The organism is Mucilaginibacter sp. UR6-11, from assembly GCF_020880695.1.
In the GTDB taxonomy this organism is placed as follows: domain Bacteria; phylum Bacteroidota; class Bacteroidia; order Sphingobacteriales; family Sphingobacteriaceae; genus Mucilaginibacter.
The window spans coordinates 1-18,828 of record NZ_JAJIWO010000004.1; the positions used below are offsets into that span (position 1 = coordinate 1).

At 40.8% G+C, this 18,828-nt stretch carries 16 protein-coding genes and 1 tRNA gene; 6 read left to right on the top strand and 11 right to left on the bottom strand.

Going from position 1 to position 18,828, the window contains the following annotated elements:
• Positions 1–172: 172 nt before the first annotated feature.
• Positions 173–246 (bottom strand) — tRNA-Pro (locus LJ658_RS10850).
• Between the two features lie 241 nt (positions 247–487).
• Between LJ658_RS10850 and LJ658_RS10855 the strand changes: the two genes are divergently transcribed.
• Together LJ658_RS10855 and LJ658_RS10860 are read left to right on the top strand one after the other, a co-directional pair.
• The gene (locus LJ658_RS10855; RefSeq protein WP_230546530.1) at positions 488–1,306 is read left to right on the top strand and encodes a hypothetical protein; all 819 of its coding nucleotides are present in this window, start codon (positions 488–490) and stop codon (positions 1,304–1,306) included.
• A gap of 48 nt (positions 1,307–1,354) precedes the next feature.
• Entirely contained in the window at positions 1,355–4,195 is a 2,841-nt protein-coding gene (locus tag LJ658_RS10860; protein WP_230546531.1) for an outer membrane beta-barrel protein, read from the top strand.
• A 119-nt stretch (positions 4,196–4,314) separates the two neighbouring features.
• On the opposite strand, the gene LJ658_RS10865 is transcribed toward LJ658_RS10860, so the two are convergent.
• The 5 genes from LJ658_RS10865 to kduI form a co-directional block, all read right to left on the bottom strand.
• Entirely contained in the window at positions 4,315–5,460 is a 1,146-nt protein-coding gene (locus LJ658_RS10865; protein WP_230546532.1) for an aldose epimerase family protein, read from the bottom strand.
• 28 nt (positions 5,461–5,488) lie between these two features.
• Complete coding sequence (locus tag LJ658_RS10870; RefSeq protein ID WP_230546533.1) at positions 5,489–6,241, bottom strand: hypothetical protein; 753 nt, start codon at positions 6,239–6,241, stop codon at positions 5,489–5,491.
• A 124-nt stretch (positions 6,242–6,365) separates the two neighbouring features.
• Positions 6,366–7,661, bottom strand: coding sequence for an MFS transporter (locus LJ658_RS10875; protein WP_230546534.1), 1,296 nt, complete (start codon positions 7,659–7,661; stop codon positions 6,366–6,368).
• Between the two features lie 55 nt (positions 7,662–7,716).
• A complete protein-coding gene (locus LJ658_RS10880) occupies positions 7,717–8,535 on the bottom strand; it encodes an SDR family oxidoreductase (protein WP_230546535.1) in 819 nt (272 codons plus the stop codon).
• Between the two features lie 11 nt (positions 8,536–8,546).
• Positions 8,547–9,377 (bottom strand): 5-dehydro-4-deoxy-D-glucuronate isomerase, encoded by an 831-nt coding sequence (gene kduI / locus LJ658_RS10885; RefSeq protein ID WP_230546536.1) that lies wholly within the window; start codon positions 9,375–9,377, stop codon positions 8,547–8,549.
• A 208-nt stretch (positions 9,378–9,585) separates the two neighbouring features.
• On the opposite strand from kduI, the gene LJ658_RS10890 reads away from it, so the two are divergent.
• Complete coding sequence (locus LJ658_RS10890) at positions 9,586–10,194, top strand: YhcH/YjgK/YiaL family protein (protein ID WP_230546537.1); 609 nt, start codon at positions 9,586–9,588, stop codon at positions 10,192–10,194.
• 3 nt (positions 10,195–10,197) lie between these two features.
• On the opposite strand, the gene LJ658_RS10895 is transcribed toward LJ658_RS10890, so the two are convergent.
• Both LJ658_RS10895 and LJ658_RS10900 read right to left on the bottom strand, forming a co-directional pair.
• On the bottom strand, positions 10,198–10,581 hold the full coding sequence (locus LJ658_RS10895; RefSeq protein WP_230546538.1) for a DUF3037 domain-containing protein: 384 nt from the start codon (positions 10,579–10,581) through the stop codon (positions 10,198–10,200).
• On the bottom strand, positions 10,559–11,335 hold the full coding sequence (locus tag LJ658_RS10900) for a HipA family kinase (RefSeq protein ID WP_230546539.1): 777 nt from the start codon (positions 11,333–11,335) through the stop codon (positions 10,559–10,561). Before LJ658_RS10900 ends, LJ658_RS10895 begins: the two co-directional genes overlap by 23 nt.
• Positions 11,336–11,497: 162 nt before the next feature.
• On the opposite strand from LJ658_RS10900, the gene LJ658_RS10905 reads away from it, so the two are divergent.
• A complete protein-coding gene (locus LJ658_RS10905) occupies positions 11,498–12,181 on the top strand; it encodes an SGNH/GDSL hydrolase family protein (RefSeq protein WP_230546540.1) in 684 nt (227 codons plus the stop codon).
• A 77-nt stretch (positions 12,182–12,258) separates the two neighbouring features.
• On the opposite strand, the gene LJ658_RS10910 is transcribed toward LJ658_RS10905, so the two are convergent.
• The 3 genes from LJ658_RS10910 to LJ658_RS10920 are packed head-to-tail and all read right to left on the bottom strand — an operon-like array spanning position 12,259 to position 16,156.
• Complete coding sequence (locus LJ658_RS10910) at positions 12,259–12,990, bottom strand: MIP/aquaporin family protein (protein ID WP_230546541.1); 732 nt, start codon at positions 12,988–12,990, stop codon at positions 12,259–12,261.
• Between the two features lie 32 nt (positions 12,991–13,022).
• On the bottom strand, positions 13,023–14,513 hold the full coding sequence (gene glpK, locus LJ658_RS10915) for a glycerol kinase GlpK (RefSeq protein ID WP_230546542.1): 1,491 nt from the start codon (positions 14,511–14,513) through the stop codon (positions 13,023–13,025).
• Positions 14,514–14,563: 50 nt separating this feature from the next.
• Positions 14,564–16,156 (bottom strand): glycerol-3-phosphate dehydrogenase/oxidase, encoded by a 1,593-nt coding sequence (locus LJ658_RS10920; protein ID WP_230546543.1) that lies wholly within the window; start codon positions 16,154–16,156, stop codon positions 14,564–14,566.
• 175 nt (positions 16,157–16,331) lie between these two features.
• On the opposite strand from LJ658_RS10920, the gene LJ658_RS10925 reads away from it, so the two are divergent.
• Both LJ658_RS10925 and LJ658_RS10930 read left to right on the top strand, forming a co-directional pair.
• Entirely contained in the window at positions 16,332–17,096 is a 765-nt protein-coding gene (locus LJ658_RS10925; protein WP_230546544.1) for a DeoR/GlpR family DNA-binding transcription regulator, read from the top strand.
• 113 nt (positions 17,097–17,209) lie between these two features.
• Positions 17,210–18,802, top strand: a complete 1,593-nt coding sequence (locus LJ658_RS10930) for a VCBS repeat-containing protein (protein ID WP_230546545.1) — start codon at positions 17,210–17,212, stop codon at positions 18,800–18,802.
• Positions 18,803–18,828: the final 26 nt, after the last annotated feature.

Here is an 18,828-nt window from a genome sequence, read left to right on the forward strand (position 1 = left end):
TACACACAATAGTAAAAGCTATGAGATAATTTCCTGTATTTCGTCACAAATACTAAGATAGTGGTTTCTGGCATAGCCTCCACCCATGACCTACCGCCAAAGGCGGTGGTTTAGCCATTAGAACAAAAATAGCCACTATTGTTAAATAGTGGCTATAATATGTTTGGTATCGTCGGGATGGCAGGATTCGAACCTGCGGCCTCCACATCCCAAATGTGGCGCGATACCGGGCTACGCTACATCCCGATTGGGATTGCAAAGGTAGGATTAAAAATCAGTGCTGCAAATATTTTTTAAAAGAGTTTTATTTAATCTGTTTAGTTGAGTAAATAATAAAGAAAAACATTTTATAGATCATGTATATACTAGTTAAACCAACTCTTTGTGCAACAATCACATGACATTTAAGCAACAATTATATGACATTGATGTATTGATTAAACCTTCGTCGTAATTTCGCCTCAATCAATTTTAAATAAAACACGATATGAAAACAGGAATTCTATCATTGCTTTTATTAGTCGCCGGCATTTCGCAATTAGCTGCCCAAACTAAATTAAAAAGCATACAAAGCACCAGTGTATGGGCCGTTCCCAACGTTAAAATTGATGGTAATTTAACCGAATGGAAAGATGATTTTCAGGCCTATAATAAAGCGGTTAAGTTATATTACACCTTAGCAAACGATGAAAAATACCTTTACCTGGTTGTAAAATCAACAGACCCTACAAATAATGCTAAAATTGCAGCGGGTGGTATAACACTTAATATCAACACCGCAGATAAAAAAAATGACAAAGATGCTTTTAGTTTAACCTATCCGGTTGTTAACAGGGCAGGCGGCGGGCGTGGTCGCGGCGGCTTTGGAGGTGGCCGAAATGGCGGGGCTATCCTATCAGATTCGGCAGCAAAAGCGGCTACAGAGGAAGCTCATAAACAATTCATTTCGGCAGCTAAAGAAATCAAAGTTTTAGGATTTAAAGAAATTACAGATACGCTGATATCTATTTATAACGAATACAGCATTAAATCATTAGTTGGTTATGATGAACAGGGTAACCTTACCTACGAGATGGCTGTGCCGCTTAAGGAACTGGGATTATCAGCCAATGATCCGAAAGAATTTACTTACCAGTTGTTGCTGAGTGGCATATCTGCACCAACCACCAGCGGATTTGGTGGCGGAGGCGGTGGTCGTAGTCGTGGTGGCCGTGGCGGCGCAGGCGGTGGCAGAAACAACATTGATTACCAGGAGCTAATAGCACCAACCGATTTTTGGGGTAAATATACCCTCGCTAAAAAATAGAATATCCACTAATAATATAATACCCTGATACTCCCCTTATACCTCAATATGAGAAAATTTTTATTTGTTATAACGCTATTAATAATCTTGTCGGATCAATTGTTTGCACAAAGCAGCAAACCGCTACCACCTCCTTTACCATCTCGCGAAGTGAGCGGTGTAGTAAAGGACGAAAAAGGAGAAACCGTTATAGGTGCATTAGTAGTATTAAAATCGGCCGTAGATACTTTAAGAGGAGCAACTAATGAAGACGGAGTTTTTGTTTTTAAAGACGTAAAAAAAGCAGCATTCAATGTTACTGTATCAAGCATCGGCTCCGTAACCTTTGTTAAGAAATATCTAAATAGCGATGTCGCAAAAAAAATCGTTTTAGACCCCATAACGTTAAAAACAGAAACTAACCTGCTTAATGAGGTAAAAATTAATGGCACGCCAAGCGTAACCTATAAAACTGATACGGTCGAATACAGGGCAAGCGATTATAAAGTACGTGCAAATGCCACTCTTGACGAATTAGTGAAGAAAATGGAAGGTATGGAAGTTGGCTCAGACGGATCATTGGTACATCAGGGAGAAAACGTTGTAAAGGCTAAATTGAACGGCAAGGAGTTTGCCGGTGGTAGTATATCACAAGCTCTCAAAAACCTACCAGCTGATATAGTTGAAAAAATCCAGATAGTTGACGACTATGGTGAGCAAGCCGCCCGTACCGGAATTAAAACAGGTTTACCTCAAAAAATATTAAACATCACTACCAAACCCGACAGATCAGTAGGTATAACGGGCCGCACTACAGACCAGTACGGCAATAATGGTCGTTTCAATACACAAATTTCGGTTCAGCGTATTGATGCCAACCAGGTTATCAGTGTTATTGGAAATGCCAAAAGTACTGTGGACGGCATAGGCGGTGGGAATCCAGGAACAACAAAAACTGGTTCGCCTTCCATCAGCTACCGTGATCAGTGGAGTAAAAAAATACAGGTAAATACCAGTTACTCTTATTGGTTTAGCAATAATAATTCGGTAAACACGCAGTATGGATTTAACAATACCAGTTTAGGTCCCAGCTATTTTTCACAACACGGTGGAAACGAAAGTAAAAGCCATGGACAAAACATGCATTTCCAAATGGATTTCCAGATGGATAGTTTAAATTTTTTACAACTTAATCCGTCTTTTGGCACGTCTGCTTCATCCAATTCAAATAACTATACAAGAGATCAGATAGATAACTTTCGGGATTCAACAGGTACATCCCTGTTTCAGCACCGGTTAAGCAACGGCACAGGCTATAGCTCCAATGAAAATAAAAATTATGGCATCAATGCCCTCTATGTGCATTTATTTAGAAAACCTAAAAGAAATATCTCAATTACGCTAAATGCTTCTCACTCAGATTCACAGGCTGATGGCGGCTCTAATAAACTTTATAAATACTTCGCCGATAGCACACAAAACGTGCATTTACGCGATTCGACAATAGATGTATTGACAACACGTAATAATAAAAATTCCTCTTTTTCAGGAACTGCAACTTATACAGAACCATTGGCTGAGTTTTCGCTGCTTGAGTTAAGGGCAGAACTATCTCAATCAAACAACAACGCGAGGTCAATACAGAGCGAATTAGATACTGCAACCGGCAAGTTAGTTGAACGGCCCGACCTAAGCAATATCTATAATTTCTCAACCACCCAATCACGCTATACAGCCAATTATCGCTATGATGGCAAAAAGGTTAACCTATCAATTGGTGCTACGGCAATTGATTATAAATTGGTGGGCACTAAGGTTGATAATAATACCTTTCAAAATGCTGGAACTTCGCGCACAAATTTTAAAATAATACCTGCGTTTCGTTTTTCTTATGCCTGGTCCCGCACTCAACGAATACAGTTAAATTATAATGGTGCAAACATAGATCCGGAATTCCAACAAATTCAGCCCTTTACAGACCGTTCAAACCCCAACAACATCATTGTTGGTAATCCAAACCTTGACCCCGGATTTAATCACGCTATTAATGGCTCTTATAACAATTATATAGCAAATTCAAGATTCAATATCTCATTAAGCGCATACGCAAACTTTTATACTAATAAAATAACTACAAACACATTAAACATACGTACCATACTTACCGCTGCGCATGATTCAATCCCGCCTGCCAATGGCAATCCGGGTATCCCAGCCGCCGCGGCTACTTACAAAAACATAAATGAAGTTCATTTTATTAACCTTGGAGGGTCACACTCATACGGTGGCGGTTACGGTATATCAAAGCAACTTGATGATAGAAGATATAACATATCATTAAACGGTAGCATCAATTATGATTACTCTACTGCAATGAGTAATAATATCTTATATCATAATACGGCCTGGAGATTTGATGACCGATTTGGCCCCAGGATAAATCCTAATGACAATATCGAAATAAACCCTTATGTCGGTTATAACTTAACCAGAACCTTTACGACATCGCCCAAGGGTTATTCAAGTCTGTATCAAACCACAAAATTAGCTATTGATGGCAGGATGTATTTTTTAAAGACTTACCAGGTTAATTATAGTGCATCAAAAAACTTCGTTAGCGGTATCCAAAATGCAACCAATCCATTTGTAGTGAATGTTGGTTTTCAAAAGGAATTCCTGGAGAAAAGAAATCTGGTTTTAACCTTTGATGTCTTTGATTTATTGCATCAAAACAGCTTTATCAGGCAGGATGTTACCGCTGACGGAGGCATAACCAACACGATATCAAGTACATTAAGCCGTTATTTTATGGTTGGGCTACGTCTTAACCTTCAAAAATGGGGCGGCAGGCCACAACGAAATGGTAAAAACATGCAACGCAGAGGCGACGGTAGTTTTATTTACAACTAATATGCATAAATACACATAAAAAAGGCGAGCTAATTTTTAGCTCGCCTTTTTTATGTGTATTATTTTTCCGACGTTTCAAACATCGGGTGATATTATCATTTGCTGATTATTTATCATCCCTATTTCTTTACAGAGAATTTATAGTAAGACGATGTCTTATAAGTTTGCCCTGGTTTTAAAGTTGTGGTAGGAAAAGATGGTTCATTTGGCGAATCAGGAAAATGTTGTGTTTCCATCGCAAACGCTGTTCTAAAATCATCTTTGCTACCACCTTTAAAAGTATTTTTGCTTTGCATAAAATTACCGCTGTAAAACTGCAAACCTGGCTCTTGGGTATATACATCCATTAATACACCGCTTTTATCGCCTAGTACGCTGGCAGCATGGGTAAATTTACCGGGAGCTGTACCGGTTAATACAAAGTTATGATCATAACCAGTACCATTTTTTAATTGCTGATTTTTATCATTGATCCTCAAACCAATGGCAGTTGGTTTATTAAAATCAAATGGTGTACCCGCAACAGGCTCTAATTTACCCGTCGGGATTAATGTAGAGTCGACCGGTGTATACTTATCTGCATTGATCTGTACGATATGGTTTAATATTGTACCGCTACCCTCGCCATTTAAGTTAAAGAATGCATGGTTGGTTAGGTTCACTACCGTGGTTTTATCAGTAGTAGCTTCGTAGTCCATATGCAGTTCATTATCATCGTTCAGGGTATAAGTAACTTTTACTTTTACATTCCCCGGGAAGCCGCCTTCCATATCTTTTGATAGATAACTTAATTCTAAAGTGTGCTCGTCTTTCTGATTCGCGTTAAATACCACGTATTGAAAGCCCGCTTTGCCACCATGCAGCGTGTTGGGGCCATTATTAATGGTGAGTGTAACCTGTTTGCCATCCAGCATAAATTTGCCCTTAGCGATGCGATTACCATACCGACCTATCGTCGCACCAAAATAAGGCTCGGTAGATTTTTTATACTCTTCGGCAGTTTTAAAGCCGGTAACCACGTCAATAAGAGTACCTTTTTTGTCTGGCACAAATAAGCTCACCAAACGCCCTCCATAATTGGTAAAAACAGCTTTTACATTGTTTTTATTTTTCAGGACATAGAACGAGGTGTTTTTAATCGACGTGTCTGCTTTAGAAACAGACTCAGTTGTAACACTATCTACAGTTGTTTTTTTTGAAGACGAGTTACAGGCTGCTAATAAAAGCAATGCAGGTAACGCGCCCGCCATAAATTTAAGTTTCATGTTGTTAATTTAAGTTATTACTAATTGGTTATCTTTTTATTTGTTTTTTTAGCCAGATAGTCAGGTCCATTGCTGCAATATCATTTTGATACCCAGCTGGCAGCCTGCCGTTTACATATTCATTGTACAACCAGGGATCGCCCACTGTAAAGACAACACCTTTACCGTATTTCACGGTAGCGGCAATTACAGATGATCCGTCTGTTGATTTAATTACGCTTTTAGCAGCCGGATTGTTTAAACTGATACTGCTTACATCTTTCATGAAAATCTTCGGCGATGATGTAAAAATTGTATTATCAATACCTGTCGCTTCTCCATCCTTAAAGTGCGCGTCGTCAATAACATGATTTTGCAGGTCATTGTTAAAACGAAGACCAAACTTTGCAGCGAGGGCATTAAAGTGAATCAATTCTACATTGGCACTATCATTTGCCATCATCACCAATACGCCACCGGCTTTTACCCAAAGCGAAATTTGCTCAACATCGGCAGCTTTAATGTAATTAGGATTTGCGTTCTCTTTTTTTGTGTCCGGATCAACGATAATATAGATCATACTATTGTGCAAATTAGCCAGCGTCGGCGCTTTGTTTAAAGTATCTAACTCAAATCCGTTAATTTTAAATATAGCGCCCCAGGAACTAAACCCCGAATCTTTTTCATCATTCCATAAATAGTGGAAGCGTTCTATACCGTTTTTAGTTCTATGCGTTTCGTGATTAAAATAGCAATCCAACATCACGGTTTGCGCAGAGCAGTATGGCGTAATCTTGAGCATAATCAGCAAGGTGCAAACAAGCAATCTATACATAATAAACTATAAATTTATTATCAGGACTTAGGTATTAATTGGTATAAAGCGCTGCACGATAAAGGTAGTTAAAAGGAATAAAATTTCCCTGTTAACTTAATTCTACCTGTTTCATTTTTGGGGTAAAAAAATGCATCACCAGCCACGCCAATAAATAGGCACCGCCACAAATACAAAAAATAATATTGTAACCTATAGTAATATTACCGGCTTCTTTATATTTATCCAAAATAAAACCTACAAACAACGGAAATATCATCCCGCCTACAGCACCGGCCATCCCGCCCAAACCAACTACCGAGCTAACCGCTTTTTTAGGAAACATATCAGACGCGGTTGTAAATATGGTTGCGCTCCAGGCCTGGTGCCCGGCTGCCGCCAAACTTATCAAAGCAACGGCCTGCCATATATTGGTTGCAAATTGCGCAGTAACTATTGGCACAATACAAAAAGCAAATATCAGCATGGATATTTTGCGCGCCTTGAAAACCGGCCAGCCCCGCTTGATAAACCATGATGAAAGATATCCGCCACCTATGCTGCCGATTGTTGTTGCTGTATAAACAATCACTAAAGGCAGGCTCGGCTTTTTAAGATCAAGTGCAAATGTACTTGCAAAATAGCCCGGTAGCCATAACAGAAAAAACCACCATATTGGGTCAGTTAAAAATTTACCAAAAACGAAACTCCAGGTTTGGCGTATACGCAGCAATTTTACCCACTTTACACTTTTATCCTGATTAGCCGTTTCGGCTGCCGAATTGATATCACTATGTATATAATCATATTCTGCAGTTTTTATTTTTTTGTGGCGGGATGGGATTTCATATAACACAATCCAAAATATCAGCCAAATAAAGCCAATAGCGCCTGTTATTAAAAATGCCATTTGCCAACCATATAACCCCAATATCAGCGGTATCATTATTGGTGCCAAAACAGCGCCAATATTTGCTCCGGAATTAAAGATACCTGTAGCGAAAGCGCGTTCCTTTTTAGGAAACCATTCTGCGACTGACCTTATCGCCGTCGGAAAATTGCCGGCTTCCCCCAATCCTAAGGCTGCCCTGGCTATTCCAAAACCAAATGTAGATTTTACTACGGCATGAAGCATGGCAGAAACGCTCCAGACAATAATAGACACGGTATAACCTAGCTTTGTGCCTATTTTATCAATAAACGCCCCGGCTATTACCATACCAATCGCGTAAGCGGCCTGAAAAGCAACTACAATATAGCCATAGTCTTTTTCTGTCCAGTGAAACTGAGCTTCAAGTGTGGGCTTTAACAGGGCTATAACCTGCCTGTCAAGATAATTTATAGTTGTAGCAAAAAACAGCAGCGCACATATTACCCAGCGGTAATTGCCGATTTTGGTTTCATTCATAATTGGTTATATAAGACAGGTCTTAGTGGGCACAATATAGCATTATGCATCAATATTACACACCACTAAAAATAGAAAATCCGCCGTCCACACAAATCATTGATCCGGTTACAAATGCCGATGCATCGCTTAGCAGCCAAACCAGCGCACCGATCAATTCGTCCGGGTGACCAAACCGTTTAAACGGTGTATTTCTGATTACCTTTTCGCCTCTATCAGTATATCCCCCGTCTGGTGTAGTTAACAGGTTCCTGTTTTGTTCGGTCAGGAAAAATCCTGGAGCCAGCGCATTCATTCGTATAGCATCGCCATAACGATTAGCCAGCTCAACCGCAAACCACTGGTTATAACAATCAACCGCTGCTTTACCCATATTATAACCCAACACGCGTGTCACGGCGCTCTTTGAATTCATAGACGAGATATTAACTATGCTGCCATTTCCGACAGTTTGTACAATAGCCCCACCAAATATCTGCGTGGGTATAATTGTACCCCATAAATTAAGTTCTGCTACTTTTTTCATACCGGCCAGGTTCATTTTAAAAATATCCTGTTCGGGCAACAAAACACCTTCGGGCATATTGCCACCTGCTGCATTAACCAGGCCATCAACGCGGCCGTAGGCGGTCAAAACTTTATCTTTTGCTGCTACCAGCGCTTCTTCATCTAAAGCGTCGGCAATCAGGGCTATTGCTTTGCCGCCTTTGGCGTTGATGCTTGCAGCTCTGTCCGCGGCAACTTGTTCGTTTCTTCCTAAAATCCCAACAATGCCGCCAGCTTCGGCTATGCCATTTACAAACGCGTTACCTAATATACCAGTGCCGCCGGTAACTACAATAACTTTATCTTTTAATGAGAACTTGTTTTCCACTTTATATTGGTTTATTTAATTTGTGTAATGTTTAAAATGTCCATATCGGTATAGTCAAGATTTTCGCCTGCCATACCCCATATAAAACTATAGCTGGCTGTACCACTACCCGCATGAATGCTCCATGGTGGCGAAACAACAGCTTCGTAATTACCCATAACAATGTGGCGAGTTTCGTTTCCCTCCCCCATATAATGAAATACTCTTTGGCTTTCCGGTACATCAAAATAAAAATATACCTCCATCCTGCGGTCATGGACATGCGCCGGCATAGTGTTCCATACGCTGCCTTCACTCAAAATGGTAAGGCCCATAACCAGTTGACAGCTTTGTATACCATCTGCATGAATGTACTTGTTGATTGTACGCCGGTTGGCTGTAGCTGCATCGCCTGCATTGACTTTGACTGCCAAATCATAAGTTAATAACGTAGTGGGATAACTGCGATGCGCCGGACAAGAAAGAATATAAAATACAGCAGGATTATTACGATCTGTGCTTGCAAACTTTACATTTTCTATGCCTTTGCCAACATACAGGCAATCCAACTTATTAACGGCATAAGTTTGGTCATTGACAGTTATCTCGCCATCACCAGCTACATTTATAATTCCGATTTCACGGCGTTGTAAAAAGTAATCAGCTTTTAAATTAGGATAACTTTCAAGTTGAAGTTGCCTATCAATAGGATTTGCTGCGCCAACTATCATCCTGTCATAATGCGTATAAACGCAATTTAGCTCATCTGGCTTTACAATTCCATCCAGCAAAAAACGCTCACGGATGGCTGCTGTTTGATAAGATTTAAAATCGTCTGGGTGTACGCTATAGATAGATTTCAAGATTAGTTAGATTTTTGGTGATGAATGGCAATTTTACAATTTATCACTCAATTAAAAGCTAACACCGCTATATTTTTACGCAAACGATGTAGAATTATAAACTGCCTGTTATTTTTGACGAAGTAAGCCGGCTTTTATTGTTAAATACTTGTATTATTGAATAATAAAAACCAATATATCCGGCCCGTCGGCGCTAAATTATTCTATCATGAAAATATCACTTAACCGCATATTGATCCTTTTGGTTGTAGCATTGCTGGTCAGTTTGACAGCTTCCGCTCAAACTACTGAAAGCACCTCCAAAGCATGGGTTAAAAAAGGTGACTGGAGAAATGGAGTTAAATTAGACCTGTACAAAGATCTTAATAATGAAGAGTTTGCCATCCAATACAGACGCAATAAGGCATATTGGGACAAAGCTTTCGCATTTATAGCAAATACCCAACTGGACACTTTATCAGTAGGTAAACATTTAATTGATGGTGAAAATGTTTTTGCTACCGTGAGTGACGGGCCCACTAAAGATTATAATAAAACCGGGTGGGAAGCACACCGAAAATATATTGATCTCCATTTAATGATACATGGTAAAGAAAGGATAGGCATGATGGATCCGGCCACTGCTGCTGTAACTAACCCATATGATGCCGCTAAGGATGTTGTCAACTTTGATACGAATACCAAGGGTAATTATTATGTAGCCGATCCCGGAACTTTATTTATATTTTTCCCGCAAAACCCGCACCGGCCTGGCATCCATGTTGAGGGATATGATACCGTAAAAAAATTGGTGATTAAAATAAAAGTTGCCGACTAATTGCTATAAAACCAACTGTGCGTGCAGCTTAATCAGTGTTTGCAGCGGATCTGAACTTAAACCCGGATGAACCTTGGATGCCTGCACCACAGTACTGCGTGTAGCGGTCAGCCATCTAAAACGCGAAGCTTCGTCCAATTGGGCTATTGGCCCGCCTTCTGCACTGCCACGGCATATCAGCTCGAACGCGTGCAGATTTGCCTTAATATCCTGTGCCTCTTCATAACTGGTGAAACAACAAATGCGCTCCTCATTTACGGTAATTATTGCCTGTAAAAAGTTTAATTTTTTGCAATACAGAACCACCCCTACATTCATAAATTCTTCACGCTCTACCCTGGGTACAACGCGCACTACCGCATACTCAAAAACGTGCTTCCCTGGCATTTTGTGCTTCTTTTATAAAAATGTCTGATGCTGCTATCCGCAGCAATAAAAATTGAACGTATACTTCACGGTGTTCGGCTGCTGTTTCCATATTGTCAGCCAGCCATTCGTCAGGTATTAATCCTGTGATATTACGGATAATGTCCTCGTTTAAAATAGATTTAAATTCGGCATCTACCAACGCCAGCTCTGTGGCCCGAGGTAGCAGAACATGATCTTTTACCTGAACAAACGGCCGCACCGCCTGCTCTTGCCAATTATCCCACGAATGATGAAAATATAACGCCGCGCCGTGGTCTATCAGCCATAGCTCTTTATGCCATATTAACATATTGGTATTACGTGGTGTCCGATCGACATTAGTTAACAGACAATCCAACCATACTATTTTTGAGGCCAGTTTCGAATCAATAACAGTAACCGCGGGATCAAATGTTATTGCACCGGAAAGATAGTGCAACGCCAGATTAAGCCCGACACTGGCTTTAAGCAAATCTTGTATCTCTTCGTCAGGCTCAGTACGGCCAAATGCCTCGTCCAGGTTGGCAAATACAAGTTCTGGTACTTTTAAACCCAATATCCGTGACAATTCGCCACCTATCAGTTCGGCAATTAATGCTTTTACTCCCTGGCCAGCCCCTTTAAATTTAAGTACATACAAAAATTCGTCATCGGCTTCCGCTATAGCCGGCAGAGACCCACCCTCACGCAACGGGGTGACGTAGCGTGTTACATTTACAGTTCTAAGTTCCATTTATATTCAGGATTTAAAACTAATCATTTATCCTAAATGCTTTATATTATATAAATAAATTGCCCGTACTTTTAAATTGCCGTGTTTCTTTGTAAACACAATGTTGCCTTGAGCTTCTTAAATCGGTTGCAGATGTCAGAAATATATTTATAAATTGGCTGCATGAAAACTAAACTAATTTTACTTTTTGCCCTGTTTGTGGCTGCATCAGCCAACGCACAGGACTGGCCTAATATTAACCATTACAGCAAGGCGAATGAAAATTTACCAGCTCCGTCGGCCGGTGAGAAGCGAGTGGTTTACATGGGTGACTCAATAACCGACTTCTGGATAGGTAATGATTCAACCTTTTTTAAAACCAAACCATATATTGATCGTGGTATCAGCGGTCAAACAACCGGACAAATGTTATTACGCTTCCGCGAGGACGTGATCAATTTAAAACCGGCGGTTGTTGTAATATTAGCCGGTATTAATGACATAGCAGAGAACAACGGCCCCTCAAAACTAGAGGATGTAATGGGTAATATTATCTCGATGGCCGAATTGGCCCGCGCTAACCACATTAAAGTGGTGTTATCTTCTGTATTACCGGCTGCTGCTTTCCCTTGGAGACCGGCTATCGACCCCAAACCAAAAGTAAAGGCATTAAACCAAATGATTAAGGAGTATGCGGCAAAAAACAAATTCATTTACCTGGATTATTTCACCGTGATGGCTGATGAAAATGCAGGTTTACCAAAAAATCTTTCTAAAGACGGTGTGCATCCTAACCTGGAAGGCTATAAAATGATGGAGCCTTTGGCTGAGCAGGCAATAGCGCAGGCTTTAAAAGCTAAGCAATAATAACGTTTTTTTATATAAAAGCCATCCCGCGGGATGGCTTTTATGTTTAATACTCGGTTGTCTTTTGCCATTGGGGCTTATACCTTTAAAAATAGATATAAACCCGCCGCTACGGCAGATCCTATAATGGGTCCGACAACCGGCACCCAGGCATAATCCCAACCGGTGCTTCCTTTTTCGGGTATGGGTAATATCGCATGTATTATTCTGGGGCCTAAGTCGCGAGCCGGATTTATTGCGTAACCTGTAGTACCACCTAAAGATAAGCCAATGGCCCATACCAACAGGCTAACCGGCAGCGCTCCCAACGATCCTAAACCTATTGGCGTTTTTGTAGCACCTATCTCTCCTTTGGTAAAGTAAAATATAACAAATAGTAAAACAAACGTCCCGATAACTTCGCTGATTAAGTTAGAAGGGATATTTTTTATTGCCGGCGATGTACAAAACACCGCCGATTTTAATCCCGGTTCCTTGGTAGTATAAAAATGATCTTTATACATTAAATACACCAGCACCGCACCTAACATAGCGCCCGCAAACTGAGCCAATATAAATAAAGGCACCTTGGCCCAGCTAAATTGCCCGGCTATAGCCAAAGCGATAGTTACCGCCGGGTTTAAATGAGCACCGCTATAAGGGCCGGCTATAACTACACCGGCAAATACGCCCAGCGCCCAACCCGTTGTGATTACTATCCAACCACTATTATGGCCCTTGGTACCCGTTAGTACCACGTTTGCAACCACTCCGTTTCCCAACAGGATCACGAACATAGTGCCGATAAGTTCGGCGGTAAATTCTGACATAATTTTATCGTTTTAGGTTAGTTTGGTTTATTTTATAGTTGTGTCCATACTTTTACAGCCGCAACAGCCTTGTGCCATCCTTTAATCATTTGGTCTGTATTTATTGACAGATCAGGTTTAAAACTTCGGTTTATTTGCCATTGTTGCCTGATCTCATCAATGCTATTCCAATACCCGGTGGCAAGCCCGGCAAGATAAGCTGCACCTATTGCGGTAACCTCGGTAACCTCAGGACGTACAACCGCAGTTTTTAGAATATTGGCCTGAAACTGCATTAATAAATTGTTAGCTGTTGCACCACCATCAACCCTCAACTCCTGGATCTGCACACCAGAGTCAGCTTCCATCGCCTTTAAAACTTCTAAGGTTTGATAGGCGATGCTTTCAAGCGCAGCACGTGCAATATGTGAGTTATTAGTACCACGTGTGATACCGAAAATAGTGCCGCGCGCGTATTGATTCCAATGAGGGGCGCCTAAACCGGCAAAGGCGGGTACCAAATAAACGCCTCCGCTATCCGTCACCTTTAATGCCAGCTTTTCAACCTCTGCAGCAGCTGAGATGATTTTAAGCTCATCACGCAACCACTGCACTACTGCGCCGGCAATAAATATGCTACCTTCAAGAGCGTATTGCACATCGTTACCAATTTTCCAGGCTATAGTAGTAATCAGGTTGTTTTTTGAAATAATGGGCTTGTTGCCAATATTCATCAGCATAAAACAACCTGTACCATAGGTATTTTTCACCATACCCACCCTGGTGCACAGCTGGCCAAAAAGAGCCGCTTGCTGGTCGCCGGCTATACCGGCAATCGGAATTTTTGCTGCAAAGATATCGCCTGCGGTTTCGCCGTATACTTCGCTACTTGATTTTACAGCAGGCAGCATACTTGCTGGTATATTAAATAGCTGAAGCAACTCGGTATCCCAATCCAACAGATGTATATTAAAAAGCATAGTCCTCGATGCATTGCTTACATCTGTAACATGCGTTTTCCCGGCTGTCATGTTCCAGATCAACCATGAATCAATGGTTCCAAAAGCGAGGTCACCCGCCTCAGCTTTTTCCCTGGCCCCGGCCACATTGTCAAGTATCCATTGAATTTTTGTGGCCGAAAAATAGGCATCAAGTACCAGTCCTGTTTTTTCCTGGATCAGCTTATCAGCACCTTCGGCCTTTAAATCATCACAAATGGCGGCAGTACGCCTGTCCTGCCATACAATGGCATGGTATATCGGCTCGCCGGTAGCCCTGTCCCAAACCACCGTCGTTTCGCGCTGGTTGGTTATTCCGATAGCGGCAATATCATCTGGTTTAAGATTAGCCTTTATTATGGCTTCAGTTGCGACAGATGCCTGCGTAGACCAAATTTCGCGGGCATTATGCTCCACCCAGCCCGGCTGCGGATAGATCTGGGTGAACTCTCTTTGGGCGACGGACACCATACTCCCCGCTTTATTGAAAACAATAGCGCGCGAGCTGGTGGTACCCTGGTCAAACGACAAAATGTACTTCTCCATTAGATATTCCAGGTTGTTATTGGTTGGTTTACTTACAAATATATTTTTTATTATGATGTATAAGGGCCTATCAGATAATTGTTGGCCAGCTTAATAAAATTTATTACCTGCCTTCTTTGCCACTCCTGATCATATCCAAGTTCTTTTGCGATTAGTTCTGCGACAACCGGCGCTATCGCCATTGCCTTTTTAGCATCCAAAAACAATATTCTTAGTCGCCTGGCTAATACATCCTCCACGGTGCGGGCCATCTCATGTCGTACCGCCCATATTACTTCAGCGTGCTGATAAGGCAAATCTTCAGCAAGTTTTTGCGCTAGCTTAGGATCTGCAATAATCATTGATGCTATTAATTTTTTGTCGCTGCCGTAAACAGACAGATAATCATTGTCCAGGTATTGCCGGTATCCATGAATCTTCAAGTCCCTTGTTATACAAACCCACATCTTTAATCCTGCAGTTTTGATGACTTTATCTATTGTATCCTCAGCCATCTTCCGATAAGTTGTCCATTTACCTCCAATCACCGTGACTAAACCTGAATCACTGACAATAATTTTATGCCCTCTTGAAATCTCTTTTGTAGAGTTTGTTTTTTTATCAGGAGCAGCCAGCGGGCGCAATCCCGCAAATACAGACAACACATCTTTACGCGTTGGCGGCTGTGTTAAATATTGTTTTGCTGTAGCCAGGATAAATTCAATCTCTTTATTTAATGCGACGGGCTCCAGGCTGTTACTACCCAATGGAGTATCTGTTGTGCCCACTAAAACATGTTCGTGCCAGGGTACTGCAAAAAGCACACGTCCGTCCGCGGTTTGAGGGATCATAATAGCTTTGTTTCCTTTAAGGAATGATTTGTTTAACACAATATGGACGCCCTGACTTGAACGAACCAATGGCCGTTGTGAGGCTTCATCCATTTGCATTATTTCATCTACAAATACTCCGGTTGCATTAATAACGGCTTTTGAGCGGAGGTTATAGATTACCCCGCTCTCTGTATCACGGGCCATTACGCCATTGATCCTTCCCTCTTCCGTTTTCAGCAGTCCGGTTACCTTAATATAGTTTAATAAACTTCCGCCATGTTCTGCGCTGGTTCTGGCCAGACTTATCGCCAGGCGCGCATCGTCAAATTGCCCGTCCCAATATTCAATTCCACCTTTTAATGCTTTCTTTTTAATTTCAGGGACAGCGGCTAATACCTCTTGTTTGGTAAGCGACCCGGACACACCAAAACTAAATTTCGCCGCAAGCCAATCATAAATTTTCAAACCAATAAGGTATTTAGCTTTAGCCAGCCAACTGTAACAGGGGATAATAAATGACTGCGGTTTTACCAAATGAGGCGCATTTTGTAACAGCAGGCCGCGTTCTTGCAAGGCCTCGTAAACCAACCTAATGTTACCCTGCGCCAGATAACGCACCCCGCCATGTACTAATTTCGTACTTCTGCTTGAAGTGCCTTTAGCATAATCAACTTGTTCAAGCAACAAGGTTTTGTATCCTCTTGAGGCTGCATCTACTGCTGATCCTAAGCCGGTTGCTCCGCCACCTATTATTATGATATCCCATAAATCGGTTTCTTTAAGTTCTGCTAAAAAAATCGCCCTGTTAAAACCGGTTTTATTTTGTATCATTTCATTTCAAGCTATTAATACCTCATTTATGATTAAAACGAAATATTAAACAATAATATGAAATATTTTGAAAGTCAAAATATTATTCAAAATAATTTTATTTTAAATCTATGAACAGATATAGCGCCAAAATTCCGGTAAAAATCAATTAACTTGCAACGTAATTACCTAAACAATGATTAGTTTAACAGAACGACATCAATATATTTTAAACCAGATTCAACTAAAAGGGAATGTAAATGTATTGGACCTTTGTAGTGAATTGGAGGTATCATCTGTAACCATTCGGAAGGATTTGAAACTCCTGGAGGATAAGAACTTCCTTTTCCGTACGCACGGCGGGGCCACACAGCATAATCCCTATACTACTGACCGGCCGGTAAATGAAAAAGAAAAATTACAATCAACGGAAAAGATCAAAATTGGGGCCGCAGCGGCAAAATTAATCCAACCAGATGATTCCATAATAATTGCATCCGGAACAACCGTTTTAGCCCTGGCCAAAAGCATACAGCCGGCAGGAAATTTAACGGTTATAACGTCGGCGTTAAACGTGGCTATTGCATTAATTCATCATCCAAATATCGAAATACTTCAGTTGGGGGGGATATTAAGAAAAAGTTCATCATCTGTAATGGGCCCTTATGCTGAAAGTATATTATCAGACTTTTTCTGTAGTAAGTTTTTTTTAGGAGTGGACGGAATTGATCTTGACTTTGGTTTAACAACAACAAGTGCTATGGAGGCGCATTTAAACCGCCAGATGATGTCAGTTTCTCAAAAAACCATTGTAATTGCCGATTCAACTAAATTTGGCAAGCGCGGTTTTGGAAAAATTTGCGGGTTGGATGAGATCGACCAAATCATAACAGATAAGGGATTACCCGATCATATTGCTGAAAAGCTGGAGACAATGGGCGTTAAAGTAATTTTGGTATAACTTCTACCATACTAAATTAACTGGTTCAGATATGTCAGCCATTAATTCCCATTAACCCAAAAAATAAACGATTCTTTAAGTATTATCTTTACTGTATCAATCAATTTTATACTATGCGGTTTTCGTACAAAATGGTCGTTATCATATTGCTGGCTTTGATGGTTACCATACTTATTCAATGTAATAGCGAACCCGGCAAACCAGCGATATTAACATCGCCTGTTACATTTACTGAGGCTGACGTGACAAAAGGAAAAATACTGGCCGCCGGATATTGTCAATCATGCCATAAATTGCCTGATCCGGCTCTGCTGGACAAAGAAACATGGCGCAGTCATGTGCTGCCCGTAATGGGTTTGTATTTAGGTATTCAACCGGCTGCGCTGGTTAATAATATGTCAAGATCTCCGCAAGACGATTTGAATTATATGCCGGACAGCGCGATGATGGATACCGTAAAATGGAAACAGATTGTGGCATACTATACCGCAAAAGCTCCAACTCACCTGCCTACGCCAAACAGGCCGTTACCTTTGCACCAATTACCTTTTTTTAAAATACAACCTACCGCTGCCGAATGGTATTCAACAATATCAACAGCATCATACGTTAAAATTGATACAAGTGTGTCTCCGCACAGGCTAATTGTAAATGACGGCATCAGTAATAGATTAACTGTTTTGAACGACAAAGTGCAAAAACTCAAATCATACACATTAGACGGCGCCATTGTAGATATGCAGTTTCAAAAAAACAAAGCCGTTTTTGTTACAACAATTGGCAGGGATCTGTGGGCCAATAATTTTAAAAATGGTAATGTTAAAGAAATTACTATTGATAACAATGGCGACATTAAGCCACAAAGCCAGCCTCTTTTTGCACACTTAGGCCGGCCGGTATCAGTTAATATTGCCGATTTTAACGGGGACGGAAGGATGGATTATCTTATTGCGCAATTTGGTAAAATGGCTGGCCGGCTGAGCTGGATGGAAAACCGGGGACGTGATTTTAAAGAGCATATAATAAGGCAAAAACCGGGATGTATAAAAACTGTCATTGATTATAATAACAAGAGTAAGGGGCCCGATATCTGGACGCTTTTTGCGCAGGGTGATGAAGGAATCTTTTTATATAAAAACACCGGCAATGGTAATTTCACAGAAAAGCAGGTATTAAGCTTCCCTCCTTCCTACGGTTCAAGTTCTTTTGAATTGGTTGATTTTAATTCGGATGGATTTAAAGATATAATTTATACGTGCGGGGATAATGGGGATTACAGCCAGATATTAAAACCTTATCACGGTTTGTATATTTATTTAAATGACGGTAAAAACAACTTTACCCAAAAATATTTTTATCCAATAAATGGTTGCTATAAAGCAATAGCCCGGGACTTTGATGGCGATGGCGACCTGGATATCGCTACCATTAGCTGTTTTCCTGCGGCGGCAACACCCTGGGAGGCATTTATCTATTTTGAAAATAAAGGCGATTTTAAATTCCAAACCTACACGTTACCCTTAAATACTCCTTTTCAGAAAGGGCTAACCATGGATGCGGCTGATATAGATGACGATGGGAAAACTGATTTACTATTAGGCAACGGTTTCTACAACAGTGATAAAAACAACCATACCACACAACCGCTTTTTATTGTTTTAAAAAACATAACCTCGCCGGGTGCAAAAGTCACAAAAAACAAATAGTAATTTAGCTAACCGACACAAGTCCG

What these genes read in the sequence shown, in the direction of transcription:
- LJ658_RS10855 (WP_230546530.1), top strand. Translation starts at nt 488, where the DNA reads ATGAAAACAGGAATTCTATCATTGCTTTTATTAGTCGCCGGCATTTCG.
- LJ658_RS10860 (WP_230546531.1), top strand. Translation starts at nt 1,355, where the DNA reads ATGAGAAAATTTTTATTTGTTATAACGCTATTAATAATCTTGTCGGAT.
- LJ658_RS10865 (WP_230546532.1), bottom strand. Translation starts at nt 5,460, where the DNA reads ATGAAACTTAAATTTATGGCGGGCGCGTTACCTGCATTGCTTTTATTA.
- LJ658_RS10870 (WP_230546533.1), bottom strand. Translation starts at nt 6,241, where the DNA reads ATGCTCAAGATTACGCCATACTGCTCTGCGCAAACCGTGATGTTGGAT.
- LJ658_RS10875 (WP_230546534.1), bottom strand. Translation starts at nt 7,661, where the DNA reads ATGAATGAAACCAAAATCGGCAATTACCGCTGGGTAATATGTGCGCTG.
- LJ658_RS10890 (WP_230546537.1), top strand. Translation starts at nt 9,586, where the DNA reads ATGAAAATATCACTTAACCGCATATTGATCCTTTTGGTTGTAGCATTG.
- LJ658_RS10895 (WP_230546538.1), bottom strand. Translation starts at nt 10,581, where the DNA reads ATGCCAGGGAAGCACGTTTTTGAGTATGCGGTAGTGCGCGTTGTACCC.
- LJ658_RS10900 (WP_230546539.1), bottom strand. Translation starts at nt 11,335, where the DNA reads ATGGAACTTAGAACTGTAAATGTAACACGCTACGTCACCCCGTTGCGT.
- LJ658_RS10905 (WP_230546540.1), top strand. Translation starts at nt 11,498, where the DNA reads ATGAAAACTAAACTAATTTTACTTTTTGCCCTGTTTGTGGCTGCATCA.
- LJ658_RS10910 (WP_230546541.1), bottom strand. Translation starts at nt 12,990, where the DNA reads ATGTCAGAATTTACCGCCGAACTTATCGGCACTATGTTCGTGATCCTG.
- glpK (WP_230546542.1), bottom strand. Translation starts at nt 14,513, where the DNA reads ATGGAGAAGTACATTTTGTCGTTTGACCAGGGTACCACCAGCTCGCGC.
- LJ658_RS10920 (WP_230546543.1), bottom strand. Translation starts at nt 16,156, where the DNA reads ATGATACAAAATAAAACCGGTTTTAACAGGGCGATTTTTTTAGCAGAA.
- LJ658_RS10925 (WP_230546544.1), top strand. Translation starts at nt 16,332, where the DNA reads ATGATTAGTTTAACAGAACGACATCAATATATTTTAAACCAGATTCAA.
- LJ658_RS10930 (WP_230546545.1), top strand. Translation starts at nt 17,210, where the DNA reads ATGCGGTTTTCGTACAAAATGGTCGTTATCATATTGCTGGCTTTGATG.